Here is a 17,118-nt window from a genome sequence, read left to right as displayed (position 1 = left end):
CCGCGGGCTCGGAATTAGGGAATGGGCATGTCCCGCCGGTCTTGCCCGAGAGCTCCGCGGCAGCCAGTCCTATAGGATTTGAACATGCAACTAGCTTCCCCCGGCAGTCGCCCTGAGGGGCGCCCCGCAGGCCGTACCGTCAGCCGGCAGGTCCTCGCCGACCACGTTTATCAGGAATTGCTAGCGTCGCTGATGGACGGTCGGCTGGAACCCGGAACGGCGGTAAGTATTGACGGAACCGCCAGGGAACTCGATGTGTCCCCGACGCCCGTACGGGAAGCGCTCGCGCGTCTGGAGCACACCGGAATGGTGCGCCGCGTGGCGCTCAAGGGTTACCGGGTTGCGCCGGTCTTCACCCGGGAAGATTTTGCCGAACTCATGGAAGCGCGCCTCGCGATCGAGCCCGTGAATGCCCGGCTCGCGTGCGCCCGGCTTACGCCGGAGCGCCTTGCCGAGCTGGGGCAGGCGGTGGGCGATCTCAAGAACGCGCCAAGGGGTCCGTCGTTCGCCGAATACCGTGACTATCTGGAGGCCGACGAGAGGTTCCACCGGCTGATCGCAGAACAGACCGGCAACCAGTTCTTGGCTGCCGCCTACGCCGCCCTCGGCGGACAGGTCCAGCGCTTCCGCTTGTTTGGGGGAGTGGGCATCACGGACGCGGAGCATGCCATCGCCGAGCATCAGTCCGTGCTGGACGCGTTCTCGTCCGGCAACCCGGAGAAAGCGGAACAAGCCATGGCTGACCACGTCCGGAAGGTGCGCGGCCGCGCCATCGCCGATGCTCCCGTGGGCTAATTTCCACACCGCCAGACGTCCCCTTCACACCGTTCCGTTTTCCATATAGGATCTTTGATTGTTCCCCGCAATCCCGGAAGTGATCTTGACAACATCTCTTCGATAGTAAATCCTATAGGAAACAGGATTCCACGAAGGAGTGAACACCCATGGCTTACACAGCTGAAAACTGGCCCATCACCGCGGCGCTGCTGCAGTTCCCCGGCGTCGACGCGCAGGGCAACCACATCAACGACGCGCCCGCTTCCGCCTGGGCCGAGGTCCTGCAGGAAGTCAAGGAAGCCGGATTCGCCGACGCCGACCTCACGGACAGCTGGGTCCGTCCCGGCGACCTGAGCTCCGCTCGGCTCGCAGAGTTCAAGCAGACCGCCGAGAACGCGGGCATCGGCATTCCCGTGATCTCCGCCATCCGCCGCAGCGTTATCGAGGAAGGCAACTGGGAAGCCAACCTGGCCTACAGCCACCGCACCATCGACGCCGCCGCCGAGCTTGGCTGCGAGGTGGTCTCCTTCGGACTGCACCAGGCACTCACCGCCGAGCAGCAGAAGCAGCTCTGGTTCTGGACGGTCGAAGGGCACAAGGACCCGGTGGGCGACAAGGAAACCTGGGGCAAGGCCGTCACCCGCCTCCGCGAACTCGGCCGGCACGCGGCGGACGCCGGCATCCTGCTCTCGCTCGAAATGTACGAGGACACCTACCTCGGCACCGCAGATTCGTCCGTGCAGCTGGTCCAGGACATCGGCCTCGCCAACGTCGGCCTGAACCCGGACATCGGAAACCTGATCCGCCTGCACCGCCCCATCGAGGACTGGCGCGACATGGTCGCGAAGACCCTGCCGTACTCGAACTACTGGCACATGAAGAACTACATCCGGGACGAGGACGTGGCCCGCGATACGTACGTGGCGATGCCCGCGCCGATGGAATCCGGCCTCATCAACTACCGCGAGGCGTTCAAGATTGCCCTGTCCGTCGGCTTCCAGGGAATCCTGTGCACCGAGCACTACGGCGGCGACGGCCTCTCCGTCACGGCCAGCAACCAGGACTACCTGCGCCGCCAGATCCTGCCGAAGACGGACGGCTACGCCCTCGGCCGGAGCCAGGTCGCCCAGGGCCGGCAGCAGCCGGCAACGGCGGAACTCGCCGGCGTCTGACCCCCGGCGTCTGACCCCTGGGGTCCAACCCCGCCGGCGTCTGACTCAGCCCAGCACGACTTCTCCAGCAGCACTTCTCCACAACGGATTCTATGAGGAACCATGACCCAGATCTTCGACAACCCCGCTGACTTTGCGGATGAGGCACTGGACGGCTTCGTCGCGGCCAACCGCGGCTACGTCGCCCGGGTGGACGGCGGCGTCGTCCGCTCCACCGAGGTCCCTGCCGGCCAGGTGGCCCTGGTGGTGGGCGGCGGCTCCGGGCACTATCCGGCCTTCGCCGGACTCGTGGGGCCGGGCCTGGCCGCGGGATCGGCCTGCGGCAACATGTTCGCTTCCCCCGCGGCGGGGCAGGTCTACCGGGTGGCTAAGGCTGCGAACGCGGGCGGCGGCGTGCTGCTGAGTTACGGCAACTATGCCGGGGACGTCCTGCACTTCGGCCAGGCCCAGCTGCGCCTCAACGCCGAAGGCATCGAGACCCGCACCGTCCTGGTCACCGACGACATCGCCAGCGCGTCGCTGGACCAGATAGACATGCGGCGCGGCATTGCGGGTGACCTGACGGTCTTCAAGATCGCCGGCGCCGCCGCCGAGGCCGGGTTGAACCTCGACGACGTCGAACGGCTGGCCATCAGGACCAACTACCGCACCCGCTCGCTCGGCGTGGCGTTCGGCGGCTGCACCCTGCCCGGCGCCAGCGAACCCCTCTTCCACGTCCCGGCGGGACAAATGTCCCTGGGCCTGGGGATCCACGGCGAACCGGGGATATCCGAACACCCGATGCCCACCGCCTCCGAACTCGCCGAACTGCTCGTCACCAAACTGCTGGCCGACAAGCCGGAGGGTGCCGGCAACCGCGTCGTCGCGATTGTCAACGGCCTCGGCACGGTCAAGTACGACGAGCTGTTCCTGCTCTTCGGCAAGATCGAAAAGCTCCTCGTCGCGGCCGGGCTCACCGTGGTGGAACCGGAATGCGGCGAGCTGGTCACCAGCCTGGACATGTCCGGGCTCTCCCTGACCCTGCTCTGGCTGGACGAGGAACTCGAGCAGTATTGGGCGGCGCCCGCCGACACCCCCGCGTTCCGCAAAGGCAACCTGGTACCCCGTGACCGGCGAGAATTCGCCGGTCCGGTAGCCGCCGAAACAGCCGAGGCGGAACGGCCCACTCCGGCAGCGGCGGACCTCGGCCGGCAGGCAGTCGAAGTGCTCGCCCAGGTGCGGGACGTCGTCGTCGAGCACGAAGAGGAACTGGGCCGCCTGGACGCGATCGCCGGCGACGGCGACCACGGCATCGGCATGCGGCGCGGCGTGGACGCGGCAGTCGCCGCCGCTCAGCAGGCGGCGGCGAACGACGGCGGCGCCTCGGCGTCGCGGGTCCTGACCGCCGCGGGGGAGGCCTGGAGCGAACGCGCGGGGGGCACCTCGGGGGCACTGTGGGGGTCCGCGCTCATCGCCGCCGGACTCGCCCTGGGAAACCGGGACAGCTACAGCGGCGAGGACGCAGTCGCCGCGGTCACCGCCTTCGTTGACGCCATCACCGAGCTCGGCAAGGCGGAGCCGGGGGACAAGACCATGGTGGACGCGCTGCTGCCCTTCCGCGACGCCTTCCTCACCGCGTCCGACGGCGGCGCCCCGGTAGGTGCCTCGCTCGCTGCGGCTGCGGCCGCCGCCCGGGCCGCCGCAGACCAGACCGCCGGCCTCCGTCCCCTCAAGGGCCGCGCCCGGCCGCTGGCCGAAAAGAGCCTCGGACACCCGGACCCCGGCGCGGTTTCGTTCGCACTGATCGCGGCGCGGATTTCAGCACACATCGGAAGCCGGCTCGCTAACCCCGAACCGGCAAAGCAAGGAGCACAGGCATGAGCACAGCAACAGGCTGGCGCGTCGTCATCGGCAACGATGAGGCCGGCGTCGAATACAAGAACGCGCTGAAGGCGCTGCTCGAGGCGGATCCCCGGGTGGCCTCCGTGCAGGACGTCGGGGTCGGGGCCAACGACTCCACCGCCTACCCGCACGTGGCCGTTGATGCCGCACGGAAAGTCGCCGAGGGCGAAGCCGACCGGGCGCTGCTGATCTGCGGCACGGGCCTCGGCGTGGCCATCGCAGCCAACAAGGTGCCCGGCATCCGCGCCGTCACCGCGCACGACAGCTACTCGGTGGAACGCTCGGTCCTGAGCAACAACGCCCAGGTCCTCACCATGGGGCAGCGCGTCATCGGACTGGAACTCGCCAAAAAGCTCGTGGGCGAATGGCTCAGCCACCGCTTCGATGAAAACTCCTCCTCCGCCGCCAAGGTGGACGCCATCTGCTCGTACGAACCCGAATACACGAAGGCAGTCTGAACATGACCGAATCAGCAAGCACAGCAGCAGCAGCTTCAACCGAGACCGCAGGCGCCATCAACGCGGCCCGCAAGATCGCCGTCGTCGGCTCCGGCTACATGGGCGGCGGGATCGCGCAGGTCCTCGCGCTCGGCGGTGCCCGGGTGGCGCTGGCGGACGTGTCCGCCGAAGTGGCGCGGAAGAACTACGAGCGGCTGCTGGTCGAATCGGACGAATTCGTGGCCGCAGGGCTCTTCCCGGAAGGCTCCACCGCCATCCTGAAGCGGAACCTCTGGGCCGCCAAGGACATCGAGGAAGCCGTGGCCGACGCCGACTTCATCGAAGAAGCCGTCCCCGAAGTCATCGCGATCAAGCACCAGACGCTGGCCCGGATCAGCGCCGCCGCCCGGCCGGACGCCATCATCGGCTCCAACACCTCCACGATCTCCATCGCGGACCTCTCCGAGCCCGTCACCAACCCGGGGCGGTTCCTGGGCGTGCACTTCTCCAACCCGTCACCGTTCATCCCCGGCGTGGAAATCATCCCTCACGCCGGCACGTCGGCGGCCACGGTCGGCGCCGTCCGCGAACTGGTCCACGCGGCCGGCAAGCAGACCGCCGTCGTCAAGGACGTCACCGGATTCGTGCTCAACCGCCTCCAGTACGCGCTGTTCCACGAGGCCGCCCAGCTGGTGGAGCAGGAGATCGCGACGGCGGAGGACGTGGACACGCTGGTCCGCACCACGTTCGGCTTCCGGCTGCCGTTCTTCGGCCCGTTCGCCATTGCCGACATGGCCGGGCTGGATGTTTACAACTTCTGCTACAAGTCCCTGCAGACCGAATTCCCGGAACGGTTCGCCACGCCGAAGATCCTCACCGAGCTGGTGGAGGCTGGAAAGCTGGGCACCAAGACCGGAGCCGGCTTCCTCAACGTCCCGGCCGAGCGCACGCCGGAACTGATCGCCTACCGGAACAAGGCGTATGTGGCCATGCAGAAGCTCATTGACGAGCTTGGTCCCGCCCCCATCAACTGATCTCCAACGTTCACTTCCACACTTCAGGAGCATTCCCATGAGCACTTTCCCCGCAGAACGCACGGCGATCATCACCGGCGCCGTGTCCGAGCGAGGCATCGGCCGCGCCACCGCCAACTACCTGGCGGCGCAGGGCTGGAACATCGGCATCATCGATCTCGATGACGCCCGGTGCAAGTCAGCAGCCAAGGAACTGGCCGCCGAGCACGGGGTCAAGGCCTTCGGCGCCGGCGCCAACGTTTCCGACGAAGCCTCGGTCCGTGCAGCGATCGATGCGATCGAGGCGGAACTGCCGCAGATCGTGGCGCTCGCCAACGTGGCCGGCGTCAGCTCCCCGGTTCCCTACCTTGAACTCGACGCCGCCGAATGGGACCGCGTGCTGAACATCAACCTCAACGGGGTCCACTACGCCACCCGCCGCGTCGCCGAATCCATGGTGAAGAACAGGATCGGGCGCATCGTGAACATCTCCTCCGTCTCCGCGCAGCGCGGCGGCGGCACGTTCTCCAAGACGCCGTATTCGGTGGCGAAGGCGGGCGTGATCGGCCTGACCCGTGCAACGGCCCGCGAACTGGGGGAGTACGACATCACAGTCAACGCCATCTCCCCGGGCCCCATCGACACCGACATCATGGGCGGCACCCTCAGCGAGGAACGCAAGGACGAACTCACCAAAGACCTCGTGGTCAACCGCGTTGGCTCCACCCGGGACATCGCAGCAGCCATCGCCTTCCTCATCAGCGAGGACGCCGGATACATCTCCGGCCAGACGCTGAATGTGGATGGCGGACTCTACATGCACTAAGGAAGAAGAATCGTGCCCCAACACACCCAACCGCCCGCTGCCTCCGGCTTCGCGTCGTGGAGCAAGGGACGGAAGATCTACCTCGCCGTCGGGATCCTGGCCTGCCTGGCCGGGATAATGATCATCGCTTTTTCACGCTAGAAAAATCACTTTTTCACGCTAGAAAAATCACTGCCTGTTCAACGCACCTGTCCTACCTCCGTTCTGCCCCACCTGATCTACTCACCTGATTCACTCAATGAGGAGTTTTGATGTCCGTAGCGACAACGTCCACCAGGGATCTCCTGGATACGCCGGTACTGAAATCGGCCATATCCAAGGCATCCCGCCGGCTCATGCCCATGCTGGTGATCCTCTATGTGGTGGCCTTCCTGGACCGCACCAATGTGGGCTTCGCCGAAGCGGCCCTGGGAGTGGACAAGGGCATCACCGCCGGCGCCTACGCCCTCGGCGCCGGGATCTTCTTCATCGGCTACGCCCTGTTCGAGATCCCGAGCAACCTGCTCCTGACCAAGTTCGGCGCCAAGGTGTGGCTGGCCCGCATCGCCATCACCTGGGGCATCGTGTCCGCGTGCTTCGCGTTCGTCCAGGGCGAGACGTCCTTCATCATCCTGCGGTTCCTGCTGGGTGTCACCGAGGCCGGGCTGTTCCCGGGCGTCATCATGTTCCTTGCCGCGTGGTTCCCCAACAAGGTCCGCGTCAAGATGTTCGCCATCTTCTACCTGGCCCAGCCGTTCTCCCAGATGATGGGCGCCCCGCTGTCCGGCTGGCTGATCAACATCGGCGACCAGGTGCCCGGAGTCCAGGGCTGGCAGGTCATGTTCTTCGTCGAAGGCACGCTGGCGGTCCTCGCCGGCATTGCAGCGTACTTCTTCCTGATCAACAGCCCGCAGGAGGCCAAGTTCCTGAACAAGGAGGAGAAGAGCGCGCTCCTGGAGGTCATGGCGCTCGAGGACACCGTTAAGGAAGAGTCCGGCCCGCGCGGCGTCCTCGCCGCCATGAAGAACGGCAAGGTCTGGTACTTCACGGTCATCTACTTCTGCCTGCAGATCGCCGTGTACGGCGTCACGTTCTACCTGCCGCAGCAGGTGGCGCAGCTGACCGGTCAGAAGGTGGGCCTCGCCGTCGGCCTGATGGCAGCCATCCCGTGGTTCTTCGGAATCTTCGCCTGCTACTTCATCGGCCGGGCAGCGAACACCGTCGTCCGCCGCCGGATGTGGGCCACCGGGCTGTTCATTTCCACCGGTCTCTGCATCTTCGGCTCCGCATGGGCTGGAGCGAACCACATCCCGGCACTCGGCATCATTTTCATCACCCTCGCCGTGTGCAGCTTCCTCTCCATCGGCCCCATCGCCTGGTCCTACCCGACGGCGTTCCTCACCGGTACGGCCGCGGCTGCGGGCATCGGCCTGATCAACTCGCTCGGCAACCTGGGTGGTTTTGTGGCCCCGATCCTGCGGACGTCCGTGAATCAGATGACCGCATCCGATACCGGCACCATGGGCGTCTACGCGCTGGGCGTGCTCCCCTTCCTGGCCGCGGCCATGATGTTCGCCACCCGCCGGTTCAAGAACAAGGCCGACGAACTCCTGGAGCAGTAACCCAACCCGCCAGGCCCACGGGCTGCCCGATAGCCCAGCCCAGCGGTCCAGCAGCCCAGCGGTCCAGCAGAAAGCACCAACAATGCAGCAGACTCCAGCCAGCCAGACCCCCAGCACCCGCATCCTCGTGGGGGTCAGCACCAAGATGTACCTCGGCTACCGGGACAGCCTGGACTGGCTGGAGCGGCTGCGGCACGAAGTGGACACCCGTCCGGCCCTCGCGGCCGGGCGGGTTGTCCCGTTTGTCATCCCCTCCTTCCCCGTTCTGCCTGCGGCAGCCGCGCTTCTGGCAGATTCGCCGCTGCTGCTCGGCGCCCAGAACTGCGGCTGGGCGGACGGCCCGTGGACCGGGGAGGTGGCCCCGTCGATGCTCGCGGAACTCGGGGTCCGGCTCGTGGAAATCGGCCACGCCGAGCGCCGGAAGCACTTCGGCGAAGACGATGCCATGGTTGCCCTCAAGGTCCGCGCGGCGGATGACGCCGGGCTGACGCCGCTGCTGTGCGTCGGGGAGCACGACGGCGGCCAGCCAGTTGCCGCCGCCGCGGACTTTGTGTACCGGCAGATCGAGTCGGCCGTCGACGGCGACTGGGACCTCGCCGGCCGGCTCACCGTTGCCTATGAACCCGTCTGGGCCATCGGTGCGGCCGAGCCCGCCGCGGCCACTTACGTGTCCGACGTCGTCCGGGAGTTCCGGGGCCGCCTCGCGGCGGCCGGGCTGCAGGACCTGCCGGTCATCTACGGCGGTTCGGCCAAACCCGGACTGCTGCCAACGCTCGAGGGTGTCTCCGGCCTGTTCCTGGGCCGTTTTGCGCACGATCCGGCGAATTTCGGCACAGTGCTGGATGAGGCCCTCCTGCTGGCCTAAGGCTTCCCCGCGGCGGACCCCGCCACCGATGGACATGTCCCACTCTGGTCATGAACAGTGGGCAGAACACCCCTATGCCCACTGCGGGAGTCTAAGAATGGGCATGTCCCACGGGCTAGGCCGCGACGCTCAGGACGCCACCGAACGCTGGCACAGGCCGATGAACCCGCCCAGCTGCTCCATGCCCTCCGGATGCGTGGGCAGGTAGTTCGTCAGTTCCGGCGCGCGGACGATCACCGCGCGCCACTGCCCCCGGGAGACCGCCACGTTGATCCGGTTGCGCGAGAGCAGGAACTCCATCCCGCGGGGAGCCTCGGCCACGGCCGAACAGGCCATGGACACGATCACCACCGCGGCTTCCTGGCCCTGGAACTTGTCCACCGTCCCCACCCTGACTCCGGACAGGGCAGCACCGTCCAACGCCTCGCGGATCACGTTGACCTGGGCGTTGTAGGCCGCCACCACCAGGATGTCGGCGGCCTGAAGCGGCCGTGAGCCCTGCTCTGAATGCCAGCTCAGCCCCAGATGCCGCCGCACCTGGCGGACTACTTCGGCGGCCTCCTCGGGCGACAACGTGATGTTGCCGTCATGCTCCACCATGACGGTCTCGATCCCGGCAGGAACTCCATCGAGCCGCCGGAGGTCGGCGGCAGGGGCTGAACGCAGCTTGCCCTCATAGGAGAGTTCGGAGACGGCCCGGCACAGCTCCGAGGTCATCCGCCACGAGTCGGCCAGGAAGTACCCGAGTTCCGGCGGAAGCGTGGCATGACCGGCGGAAACCCAGCCCAGGGCGGAGTCGTCCACGGGCTCGGGATGCGAACCCTGGCTGACCTGCGGCAGCTGCTGGGGATCGCCGAGCAGCAGCAGGCGGCTGCTGGCCTGCGCCACCGCCAGGGTGTTGGCCAGGGAGAACTGGCCGGCCTCGTCGATGACGAGCAAATCCAGCGAGCCCGCGGGCACCGAAGAGCCCGTCATGGTCCATGCCGTACCGCCCACCAGCGCCCCGCCGGGCGAGCTGAGCAGGCGCGCCACATCCTTCGCCGAACGCTGCTCCCAGGGGAGGGGCTCTGCGTGTTTCACTTCCTTGGCGACCACGGCAGGGTCGACGCCGGCCTTGGTCACGGCGGTCTTCAGCAGATTCTCCACCACCGCATGGGACTGGCCGACGACGCCGACCTTCCAGCCGCGCTCCACCAGCCGGGCAATGACGTGCGAGCCCACATGGGTCTTGCCGGTGCCGGGCGGCCCCTGGACCGCCACGTAGGAGCGGTCCAAGGCGCCGACGGCTTCAGTGATGGCGTCGATGTAACGGTCCGGTCCGTCGGCGGGCGTAGGCAAGGGCCGGCCCGTGGCGAGTCGCGGTGGTACGCGCCGGACAAGATCCAGGGCGGGATGGCGCGGAAAAGCAGCACGGAGAGTGCCTTCATCCCCGCCGCCGGCGTTGAGTGCCGTTCGTAAGCCGTCGGCGACTTCGTCGGCCAAGACCGCCAGCGCCTCCTCGAGGCTCTTGGTCTGGATCGGCTGGTCTTCGGTCAAGGCGATCGGCACCTGGGAATACGGTTCGATGTTCTTGCGCAGCTTGTCCCGGATGACGACGGTGTCCTTCCCATCCTCGTGGCCGAGCTCGAGGATCTCGGTCCCGAACCAGCCATTGCGGCCGGTCCCGTCAATGCCCGTGCCCTCGAGCCCGGCCGGGAGCGGGGGCTCGTACATGCGGAACCAGGTGCTGCCCTCGCGCAGGTCGGAGCCCGGACTGACGGTGCCGATCAGCTTGACGCGGCGCTCCGGAAGCTTGGCACCGTCCTTCCACCAGTTCTCCAGCGCTACCGCGTCCTCGACCAGGAAAACGTTGCGATCCTGCTGATGATGCGTGTCCGGGCCGGTCTCGCAGCGGTCGAAGTGCGCCCACCAGAAGGCCTTGCGCTCGCGCCGGTGATAGCTGACCGCCGCCGCCAGCATCGAAACCGCCTTCCGGTCGTCCTCGGACAGTCCGACGGCGGGACCCGCCAGTTCGGCCAGCGCCACTTCGAGCGGGTCCAGTTCCGCGGAACCCGGCCCGGAGTCCGCGCTGATGTCGGTGGCCTTGGACGCGGCTGAGGACGCGACGTCGCCGCCCGGCCTGATCCCGCGTTCCTGTGCCAGGCCCAGGAGCCAGTTCCGGAGCTCCAGCGTGGACAGGCAGTCGTATTCGTTGTAGTCGGAGATGCCCGTGAGGATTGCAGCCGCCTCCTCGGGGCGCCCGTCGTCGCGCGCATCGCAGTAGTGGGCGTAGGCAACCACGGAAGCTCCAGCGTCTTTCACGTCCCCGGAGCGGAGGTTCTGCCCCATGTAGAGCGGCTCGAGCTTCTTGATGCTGTATGAATTCTCGGAGATGCGGATGCTGTTCCGAACGGTCTGGTAGAGGTCCACGAGAAGGCCGTCGCGGAGCCACTGGTCCACGGTGTCCTCGCCGGCCACGTGCATCACGGAGAGCTTGCGGAGGGCAGTTTTCTCGTACGCGGCGTAGTGGTAGACGTGCATGTCCGGGTAATCCTGCCGGCGCTTCTCCACGTAGGCCAGAAAATCCAGGAACGCCTGCTTTTCGGCCTCCCGGCTGTGGGCCCAGAACGGCTTGAACAGTCCGGGGGTGCCGGCTTCGGTTGGTGCTTCGACGACGCCGAACAGGTACTCCAGCCCCCAGATCCCGGTGGCGCTTTCCTGCCAGAGGGGGTCGCCCTCGAAGTCGAAGAAAATGTCACCTTTGCTGGGCGGCGGGAGCTCGGCCAGCGTGCTCCCCGGGACCACCGCGTAACGGAGGGAATGCTCCTCACCATCCTTGACGTACCGGACGCCGCCGTCGGCACCGCCGGTCCCGCTCTGCATCCGGGCCTGGTCCTGCAGGCGCAGCAGCGAGGCGTTCGCTGCGGGAAGGCTGGCCTGAGCCAGTTCCTTGACGGTGAAGATGCCCGCGTTGTGGAGTTTCTTGCGCTGTGCCGAGTTCATCCGCGCCACCAGCAGCAGATCGTCGGTGGCCTTGACCATCTCCTGGCAGTAGTCGCAGCGGCCACAGGCGGTGATGCCGGCCGCGCCCCAGCGCACGGGCCCGGGCTGGGCAATGTGCCCGGCGGTGAGGGCAAGGAAGCGCTCCCGACGTTCGCGGAACACCGGCAGGATCTCCGACAGTTTGTGGTGGCTGCGCACGTAGTCGAAGCCGCCGCCGGGCAGGGGAACCGTGGCGCCGAGGACCAGCGTCACGGCCGGATCCGGCGTGATTCCGGCTTTCAGGAGCTGGTCCCCGTAGGCCGCAAGCTGGAGCAGCGCCGTCACCTTCGCGTGGCGGGCCAGCTTGGTGTCGAACACGGCGTAGCTTCCGTCGGCCTGCCGGACCAGGAAGTCGGAGCGCCCGTGGAACTGGCCGTCAAAGAAGGCGGCCTGGAAGACAACATCGGCGCCGGAGCGCAGGGCGTCGATGGACTCGGAATGCTTCGCGAGCAGGGTGGGGCGGTCCATGGCCTCAGCCGGGACGACGTCGTAGACGCCGCGGCCGGTGGCCGGATCCCACGCGCCAAACTCGTCGAGGAACGATTTCAGCACCCGGTGCTCGTGGACGTCGCCGAGCTTGGCCGCGTGCTTGAGCATCTCGTCATCCTCGAAGGCGGCCTTCGGCGAGCGGCCCAGCTTCTCATCGAGCTTCCGGAGCAGCTGGTACTCGCAGCTCGCCGCCACCACGAGATCGCTCGCAGAGAACACCAAGTCCGGTGCGGGACCTGGAACTTCCGGTTCAAGAAAAAACACTGTGCCCCCGTTGTTTTTGGCCGCCGTTGCCGTTGATGTCTTGCTGCCAAGCTATCAAAGCCCGCCGACAATTTGACCGCCGGCTGGGCTCCGACTCCAGGCGCGGGTATGGCGCAAGCCGGGCATAGGCCCAAGCAGGGATATGCGCAGATGCGGGGGCATGGGGATGGGCTTTGGGGTCCGGCGCCCCCAATTCCGGCCCCACTTTCGACGCGGCCGCGTTCGAATCCGCTGTCCGGGCCGCCGAGGAGAGCCTCAGCGAGGGCGGCATCCCCATTGGCGCGGCGCTGGCCCGGGGGAGCGAAGTGATTGCCAGCGGGCACAACGAGCGGGTCCAGCACGGCGACCCCATCGCGCACGGGGAGATGTCGGCGCTCCGGGCCGCGGGGCGGCAGAAGAGCTATCGGGACACCACGCTCTGCACCACCCTTGCCCCGTGTGCGATGTGCACCGGAACCATCATCCAGTTCAACATCCCGCGAGTTGTGGTGGGCGAGGCCACGACCTTCCCGGGAGAATTCGAGTTCCTGCGCTCCCGCGGCGTGGAGGTGGTGGTCCTGGACGACCAGCGCTGCATCGACATGATGCTCCGCTTCCAGCGCGATCACCCCGAGCTTTGGGCAGAGGACATCGCCGAGTAGCCCTTAGTTGTGCTGTCGACGTGTTGCGTCACAGTGGCTCCCGCCTCTTCACCGCGGCGGTTCAGGGCGGCGAGATGGCTCGCCCGGGAACAGTGCTGGGCTCGTCAGGCAAGCCCGAAATCCTAGCAACTGGGTGTATTGCGCATAGCTACGTATAGGCGCATCGTAATACTCAAGGGTGTCCTGCGCGTAACTCAAGAACAGGTTATTCGTGATGTGGATCGGCGAGGCCGACAAGGCATTTATCCGGGGCAATTTCATCGCGCTTAAGGAACCCGCAATCGGAGGCGTCGCTGCTCAACGCATTCCGGAAGTCATTCGATCCGTTTCCGAAATGCTCGCGGACATCGAGAAGAACGGCCTGGACGCCGTTCTTAAATACTCGCGGAAACTCGACGGCTGGACAGGCAACGACGTCGAGATCAGCCACGCTGAATTGGCTCAAACCGGTGACCGGCTCCCTCCTGCACTCCGTGAAGCACTGGGCGTCGGCGCGGAGCGCACCCGCCTGTTTGCCCTCGAGCAACGAAAACGCCTGACCGACTTCGAGACGGAAGTCCTGCCGGGCGTCGTGGTAGGGCAGAAGTACATTCCCGTTCCCCGGGTTGGCGCCTACCTTCCTGCCGGGCGCTTCCCCATCCTCGCAAGCGCCTTCATGACCGTGGGCGTTGCCAAAGCGGCGGGCGTTCCCAGCGTCATCGCGTGCACTCCGCCCACCAGCCCCACCGGTGGGCATCCCGCGGTTCTGCATGCCGCCTATCTTGCAGGGGTTGATAGGGCATTCGCCATCGGAGGCGTGCAGGCACTTGCCGCCATGGCATTTGGACTGCTCGGCGAGCAACCCGTGGACATCCTCGTCGGAGCCGGTAACGCCTACGTTACGGAGGCCAAGCGCCAGCTCTTCGGCAGGGTGGGCATCGATCTTCTCGCAGGGCCGTCCGAGGTCGCTGTAATCGCTGACGAATCCGCGGATCCGGAACTCGTTGCAGCAGACCTGCTGGGCCAGGCCGAACATGGTCCGCAGTCACCGGCATCCCTGGTCACCACATCGGCGTCCCTGGGTGGGGAAGTCATCGGCCACATCGAAAAGCAACTGGAAACGCTGGCCACCCGGGACATCGCCGGTCCGGCTTGGCGCGATTTTGGCACGGTGTACGTTGCCGATGATCGGGAAACCGCCGTGGAAATCACGGATCTGCTGGCTCCGGAGCATCTGGAAATCCAGACCGTCGATGACAACTATTACCACGAGAACCTCAAGAACTATGGCTCCATTTTCTTGGGGCCATGGTCCACCGTCGCATACTCGGACAAAGGCATCTCCGGCACCAACCACGTGCTGCCCACCGGTGGCGGCGCACGGTCCTCGGCGGGTCTGTCCGTAGCCAGGTTCCTCAAGCCGCTGACGTTCCAGCGGGTCGAGAGGGAGGCTACTCCGCAACTGGCCCGTTACGTTTCAGAGATTTCCGCGTTCGAGGGCATGGAAGCCCACAAAGTCACGGCGATGCTCAGACTCAATCGTTTCAACCGCTAGTACCGTCCCCCTATATCAAAGGCACCATAATGAAAAGTTCGATCAAAATGAGCAAGCGACTCAGGGCTCTGATACCCATGGGCGTCGTGGTTGCCTTGGCGCTGACCGCGTGCGGCTCCGGCTCATCCACCGGTAGCGCCAGCGGCGGCGGGGAACAGAAGACGATCACAATCGCCACCTCGAACGACGCCCCCTTTTCCTTCACCGACCAGGCAAGCGGCGAACTCAAGGGCATTGACGGGGAGATGATCAACGCCATCGCTGCCAACAAGGGATGGAAGGTTAAGGTCTTCACCTCCGAGTTCGCCACACTGATCGCCGCACTTTCAGCGAAGAAAGCCGACGTCATCGTCGATGCCATGTACATCACCGATGACCGAAAGAAACAGATCAACTTCACCGACCCCTGGTACACCGAGGGCGAGGCAATGGTGGTTCCGGCGGATTCCACTCTCGCCTCCCGGGATGACGTCAAGGGGAAGGTGCTCGGCGCCCAGACCGGTACCGTGTTCAAGGACCTCGTCGACAGCCTCGGAGGAAGCCAGGTGAAGCTCTTCGATTCCCAGGCGGCTTTGCTTGCAGCGGTTGAGAACAAGCAGGTTGACGCTGTATTCACGGACAGTGCAGTTGTTGGGTACAGCCTCGTGCAGAAACCGAATCCGAAGCTGAAGCTCGTGACGCCATACAAGCCGTTCTACCCGGGCATCATCGGTGCCGGTGTCCGCAAGGACGACACGCAGATGCTGAACGACCTCAATTCCGGACTGGCAGACCTGAAGAAATCACCGAAGTACCTTGAAATCCTCAAGAAGTACGGACTGACCGAAGCCAACGCAGCCAAGTAGATTCATGCACCACCGGCGGCCAGTCTTGCGGAATAACGACGCCGGCGGCCGCCGGCCCTGCAACGCCCGTAAGCTAGGGACCCCTTCATGGACTTCATAAACAACACCCTTGCCGTCTTCCCCGCGCTACTTGTCGCTGTACCCGTTGTTGTGCAACTGGCGCTTGGAGCCATGGTGCTGGCCCTTGCCTTGGGCCTGCTGATCGCCTTGGCGCGAATCTCCAGCATCAAAATCCTTCGCGGCATCGCGACCTTCTACCTCGAGGTCATCCGGGGAACCCCGTTGCTGGTGCAGTTGGTCTACATCTTCTTCGTGCTGCCGAGTATCGGAATCGAAATCGAGCCGGTCCCGGCCGGCATCCTGGGCCTCGGGCTGAACTATGCGGCCTATCTGTCCGAGGTGTTCCGGTCTGCCATCCTGTCGGTTGAGCACGGCCAGACCGAGGCCGCGCTATCGCTCGGATACACGCCAACCAAGACACTGTGGAAGGTCGTGATTCCCCAGTCGTTCGTCGTCTCCATGGGACCGATCGGAAATTACTTCATCGCCATGATCAAGGACACCGCACTCACCTCGGTAATCGCAGTTACGGAAATTCTGAAGACGGCCAATATCCTCAACAGCCAGACGTTTCAAACCACGGCCATTTACACCGCTGCGGCCATTCTGTATCTGATAATCAGCCTCCCACTCTCGCGGGTCGTGGTAGTGCTTGAACGAAAGGCACGCTCCAGTGGCTGACGACACCATCATCAACGTTCGCGACGTACACAAAACCTTCGTCTCCGAAACGAAGCGTCCACTGTGGAGCCGACTCACAGGCCGGGCCCACGTGCAGAAACGAGTCGAAGTACTCAAGGGGGTCGATCTAACGGTCCACCGCGGCGAAACCGTCGCCATTCTTGGCTCCAGCGGATCCGGCAAGAGCACGCTATTACGCTGTATCAACAAACTTGAAACCATCGAAGCCGGGAGAATCTATGTCAACGGCCATCTCATCGGCTACGAGGAGAAGGACGGGGAACTGATCAGCGAGAAAGCGTCCATCACCGCGAAAAAACGCACCGATATCGGAATGGTCTTCCAGCAGTTCAACCTGTTTCTGAACAAGACCGCACTCGGCAACGTCATGGCGCCGCTCCGCGACGTCAAGAAATTGTCGGCGACGGCAGCCCGGGAAATCGCCATACCCACGTTGGAATTGGTGGGGCTCGGCGACAAGATGGAAAACTATCCGAGCAAACTTTCCGGCGGTCAAAAGCAACGCGTCGCCATTGCGCGTGCCCTGGCCATGGAACCCAGCGTCATGCTCTTCGACGAACCGACGTCCGCGCTGGACCCCGAGCTGGTGGGGGAGGTCCTTGCGGTGATCAAGAAAATCGCCCAGCAGGGAACAACCATGGTTATCGTTACCCATGAAATGCAGTTCGCCAGGGAAATTGCGGACCGTATCGTCGTTATGGACCAAGGCGTCATCGTCGAGCAGGGGCCGCCGGAAGCCATCTTCACCCGCCCCCAACATCCCAAGACCAAGGCCCTCCTCAGCCGGTCGGGAATCATCCCCAGGGAGTCTACAGACAGCTGACCCAAGTTCCACGGCCATTTCTGCCGCCATGCCCAGAAGCATCTGTGTGGCGACGTCAAAGTCCCGCGGGGCTACCATGCCGCCTCCGTTGGTTGCTCGGCTGCCACTACGTCACTTATGTCGCAGGCTTGGTAGACCCAATCGGTGGCCGATCATGCAGCCGTCGG

The 17,118-nt window shown here is 65.3% G+C and carries 15 protein-coding genes; 14 read left to right on the top strand and 1 reads right to left on the bottom strand.

From position 1 onward, the window contains the following. Positions 1 to 84 precede the first annotated feature (84 nt). The 9 genes from ABIB26_RS04935 (at position 85) to ABIB26_RS04895 (ending at position 8,572) form a co-directional block, all read left to right on the top strand. Positions 85 to 795 (top strand): GntR family transcriptional regulator, encoded by a 711-nt coding sequence (locus ABIB26_RS04935; protein WP_354240130.1) that lies wholly within the window; start codon positions 85 to 87, stop codon positions 793 to 795. Between the two features lie 149 nt (positions 796 to 944). After that, on the top strand, positions 945 to 1,949 hold the full coding sequence (locus ABIB26_RS04930; RefSeq protein WP_354240129.1) for a sugar phosphate isomerase/epimerase family protein: 1,005 nt from the start codon (positions 945 to 947) through the stop codon (positions 1,947 to 1,949). A 102-nt stretch (positions 1,950 to 2,051) separates the two neighbouring features. Then, the gene (gene dhaL / locus ABIB26_RS04925) at positions 2,052 to 3,809 is read left to right on the top strand and encodes a dihydroxyacetone kinase subunit DhaL (RefSeq protein WP_354240127.1); all 1,758 of its coding nucleotides are present in this window, start codon (positions 2,052 to 2,054) and stop codon (positions 3,807 to 3,809) included. Then, positions 3,806 to 4,288, top strand: a complete 483-nt coding sequence (locus ABIB26_RS04920; protein WP_354240125.1) for a ribose-5-phosphate isomerase — start codon at positions 3,806 to 3,808, stop codon at positions 4,286 to 4,288. The genes dhaL and ABIB26_RS04920 overlap by 4 nt, the downstream gene beginning before the upstream one ends. Positions 4,289 to 4,290: 2 nt before the next feature. After that, a complete protein-coding gene (locus ABIB26_RS04915) occupies positions 4,291 to 5,301 on the top strand; it encodes a 3-hydroxyacyl-CoA dehydrogenase family protein (RefSeq protein ID WP_354240123.1) in 1,011 nt (336 codons plus the stop codon). 37 nt (positions 5,302 to 5,338) lie between these two features. Continuing rightward, positions 5,339 to 6,106: an SDR family NAD(P)-dependent oxidoreductase gene (locus ABIB26_RS04910; RefSeq protein ID WP_354240121.1), complete on the top strand. Its 768-nt coding sequence runs from the start codon at positions 5,339 to 5,341 to the stop codon at positions 6,104 to 6,106. 12 nt (positions 6,107 to 6,118) lie between these two features. Continuing rightward, the gene (locus ABIB26_RS04905) at positions 6,119 to 6,247 is read left to right on the top strand and encodes a hypothetical protein (RefSeq protein ID WP_354240119.1); all 129 of its coding nucleotides are present in this window, start codon (positions 6,119 to 6,121) and stop codon (positions 6,245 to 6,247) included. A 110-nt stretch (positions 6,248 to 6,357) separates the two neighbouring features. Next, positions 6,358 to 7,707: an MFS transporter gene (locus tag ABIB26_RS04900; protein ID WP_354240118.1), complete on the top strand. Its 1,350-nt coding sequence runs from the start codon at positions 6,358 to 6,360 to the stop codon at positions 7,705 to 7,707. Positions 7,708 to 7,789: 82 nt separating this feature from the next. Beyond that, positions 7,790 to 8,572, top strand: a complete 783-nt coding sequence (locus ABIB26_RS04895; protein WP_354240116.1) for a triose-phosphate isomerase — start codon at positions 7,790 to 7,792, stop codon at positions 8,570 to 8,572. A 129-nt stretch (positions 8,573 to 8,701) separates the two neighbouring features. Here ABIB26_RS04895 and ABIB26_RS04890 read toward each other — a convergent pair whose 3' ends face one another. Further along, positions 8,702 to 12,346 (bottom strand): TM0106 family RecB-like putative nuclease, encoded by a 3,645-nt coding sequence (locus tag ABIB26_RS04890; RefSeq protein ID WP_354240114.1) that lies wholly within the window; start codon positions 12,344 to 12,346, stop codon positions 8,702 to 8,704. Between the two features lie 173 nt (positions 12,347 to 12,519). Here ABIB26_RS04890 and ABIB26_RS04885 point away from each other — a divergent pair, with 173 nt between their 5' ends. From ABIB26_RS04885 to ABIB26_RS04865, 5 genes are all read left to right on the top strand, one after another. Next, on the top strand, positions 12,520 to 12,987 hold the full coding sequence (locus tag ABIB26_RS04885) for a nucleoside deaminase (RefSeq protein WP_354240112.1): 468 nt from the start codon (positions 12,520 to 12,522) through the stop codon (positions 12,985 to 12,987). 214 nt (positions 12,988 to 13,201) lie between these two features. Further along, entirely contained in the window at positions 13,202 to 14,521 is a 1,320-nt protein-coding gene (gene hisD, locus ABIB26_RS04880; RefSeq protein ID WP_354240110.1) for a histidinol dehydrogenase, read from the top strand. Between the two features lie 47 nt (positions 14,522 to 14,568). After that, positions 14,569 to 15,366 carry an ABC transporter substrate-binding protein gene (locus ABIB26_RS04875; protein WP_354240108.1) on the top strand — a complete coding sequence of 266 codons (798 nt, stop codon included), beginning with the start codon at positions 14,569 to 14,571 and terminating at the stop codon, positions 15,364 to 15,366. 87 nt (positions 15,367 to 15,453) lie between these two features. Further along, on the top strand, positions 15,454 to 16,107 hold the full coding sequence (locus ABIB26_RS04870) for an amino acid ABC transporter permease (protein WP_354240106.1): 654 nt from the start codon (positions 15,454 to 15,456) through the stop codon (positions 16,105 to 16,107). Beyond that, positions 16,100 to 16,951 carry an amino acid ABC transporter ATP-binding protein gene (locus ABIB26_RS04865; RefSeq protein WP_502913623.1) on the top strand — a complete coding sequence of 284 codons (852 nt, stop codon included), beginning with the start codon at positions 16,100 to 16,102 and terminating at the stop codon, positions 16,949 to 16,951. The genes ABIB26_RS04870 and ABIB26_RS04865 overlap by 8 nt, the downstream gene beginning before the upstream one ends. Positions 16,952 to 17,118: the final 167 nt, after the last annotated feature.

The sequence above is a fragment of the Arthrobacter sp. UYEF20 genome (assembly GCF_040546335.1).
Taxonomy (GTDB): Bacteria; Actinomycetota; Actinomycetes; order Actinomycetales; family Micrococcaceae; genus Arthrobacter.
This window is presented reverse-complemented; position numbering and strand designations above follow the sequence as displayed.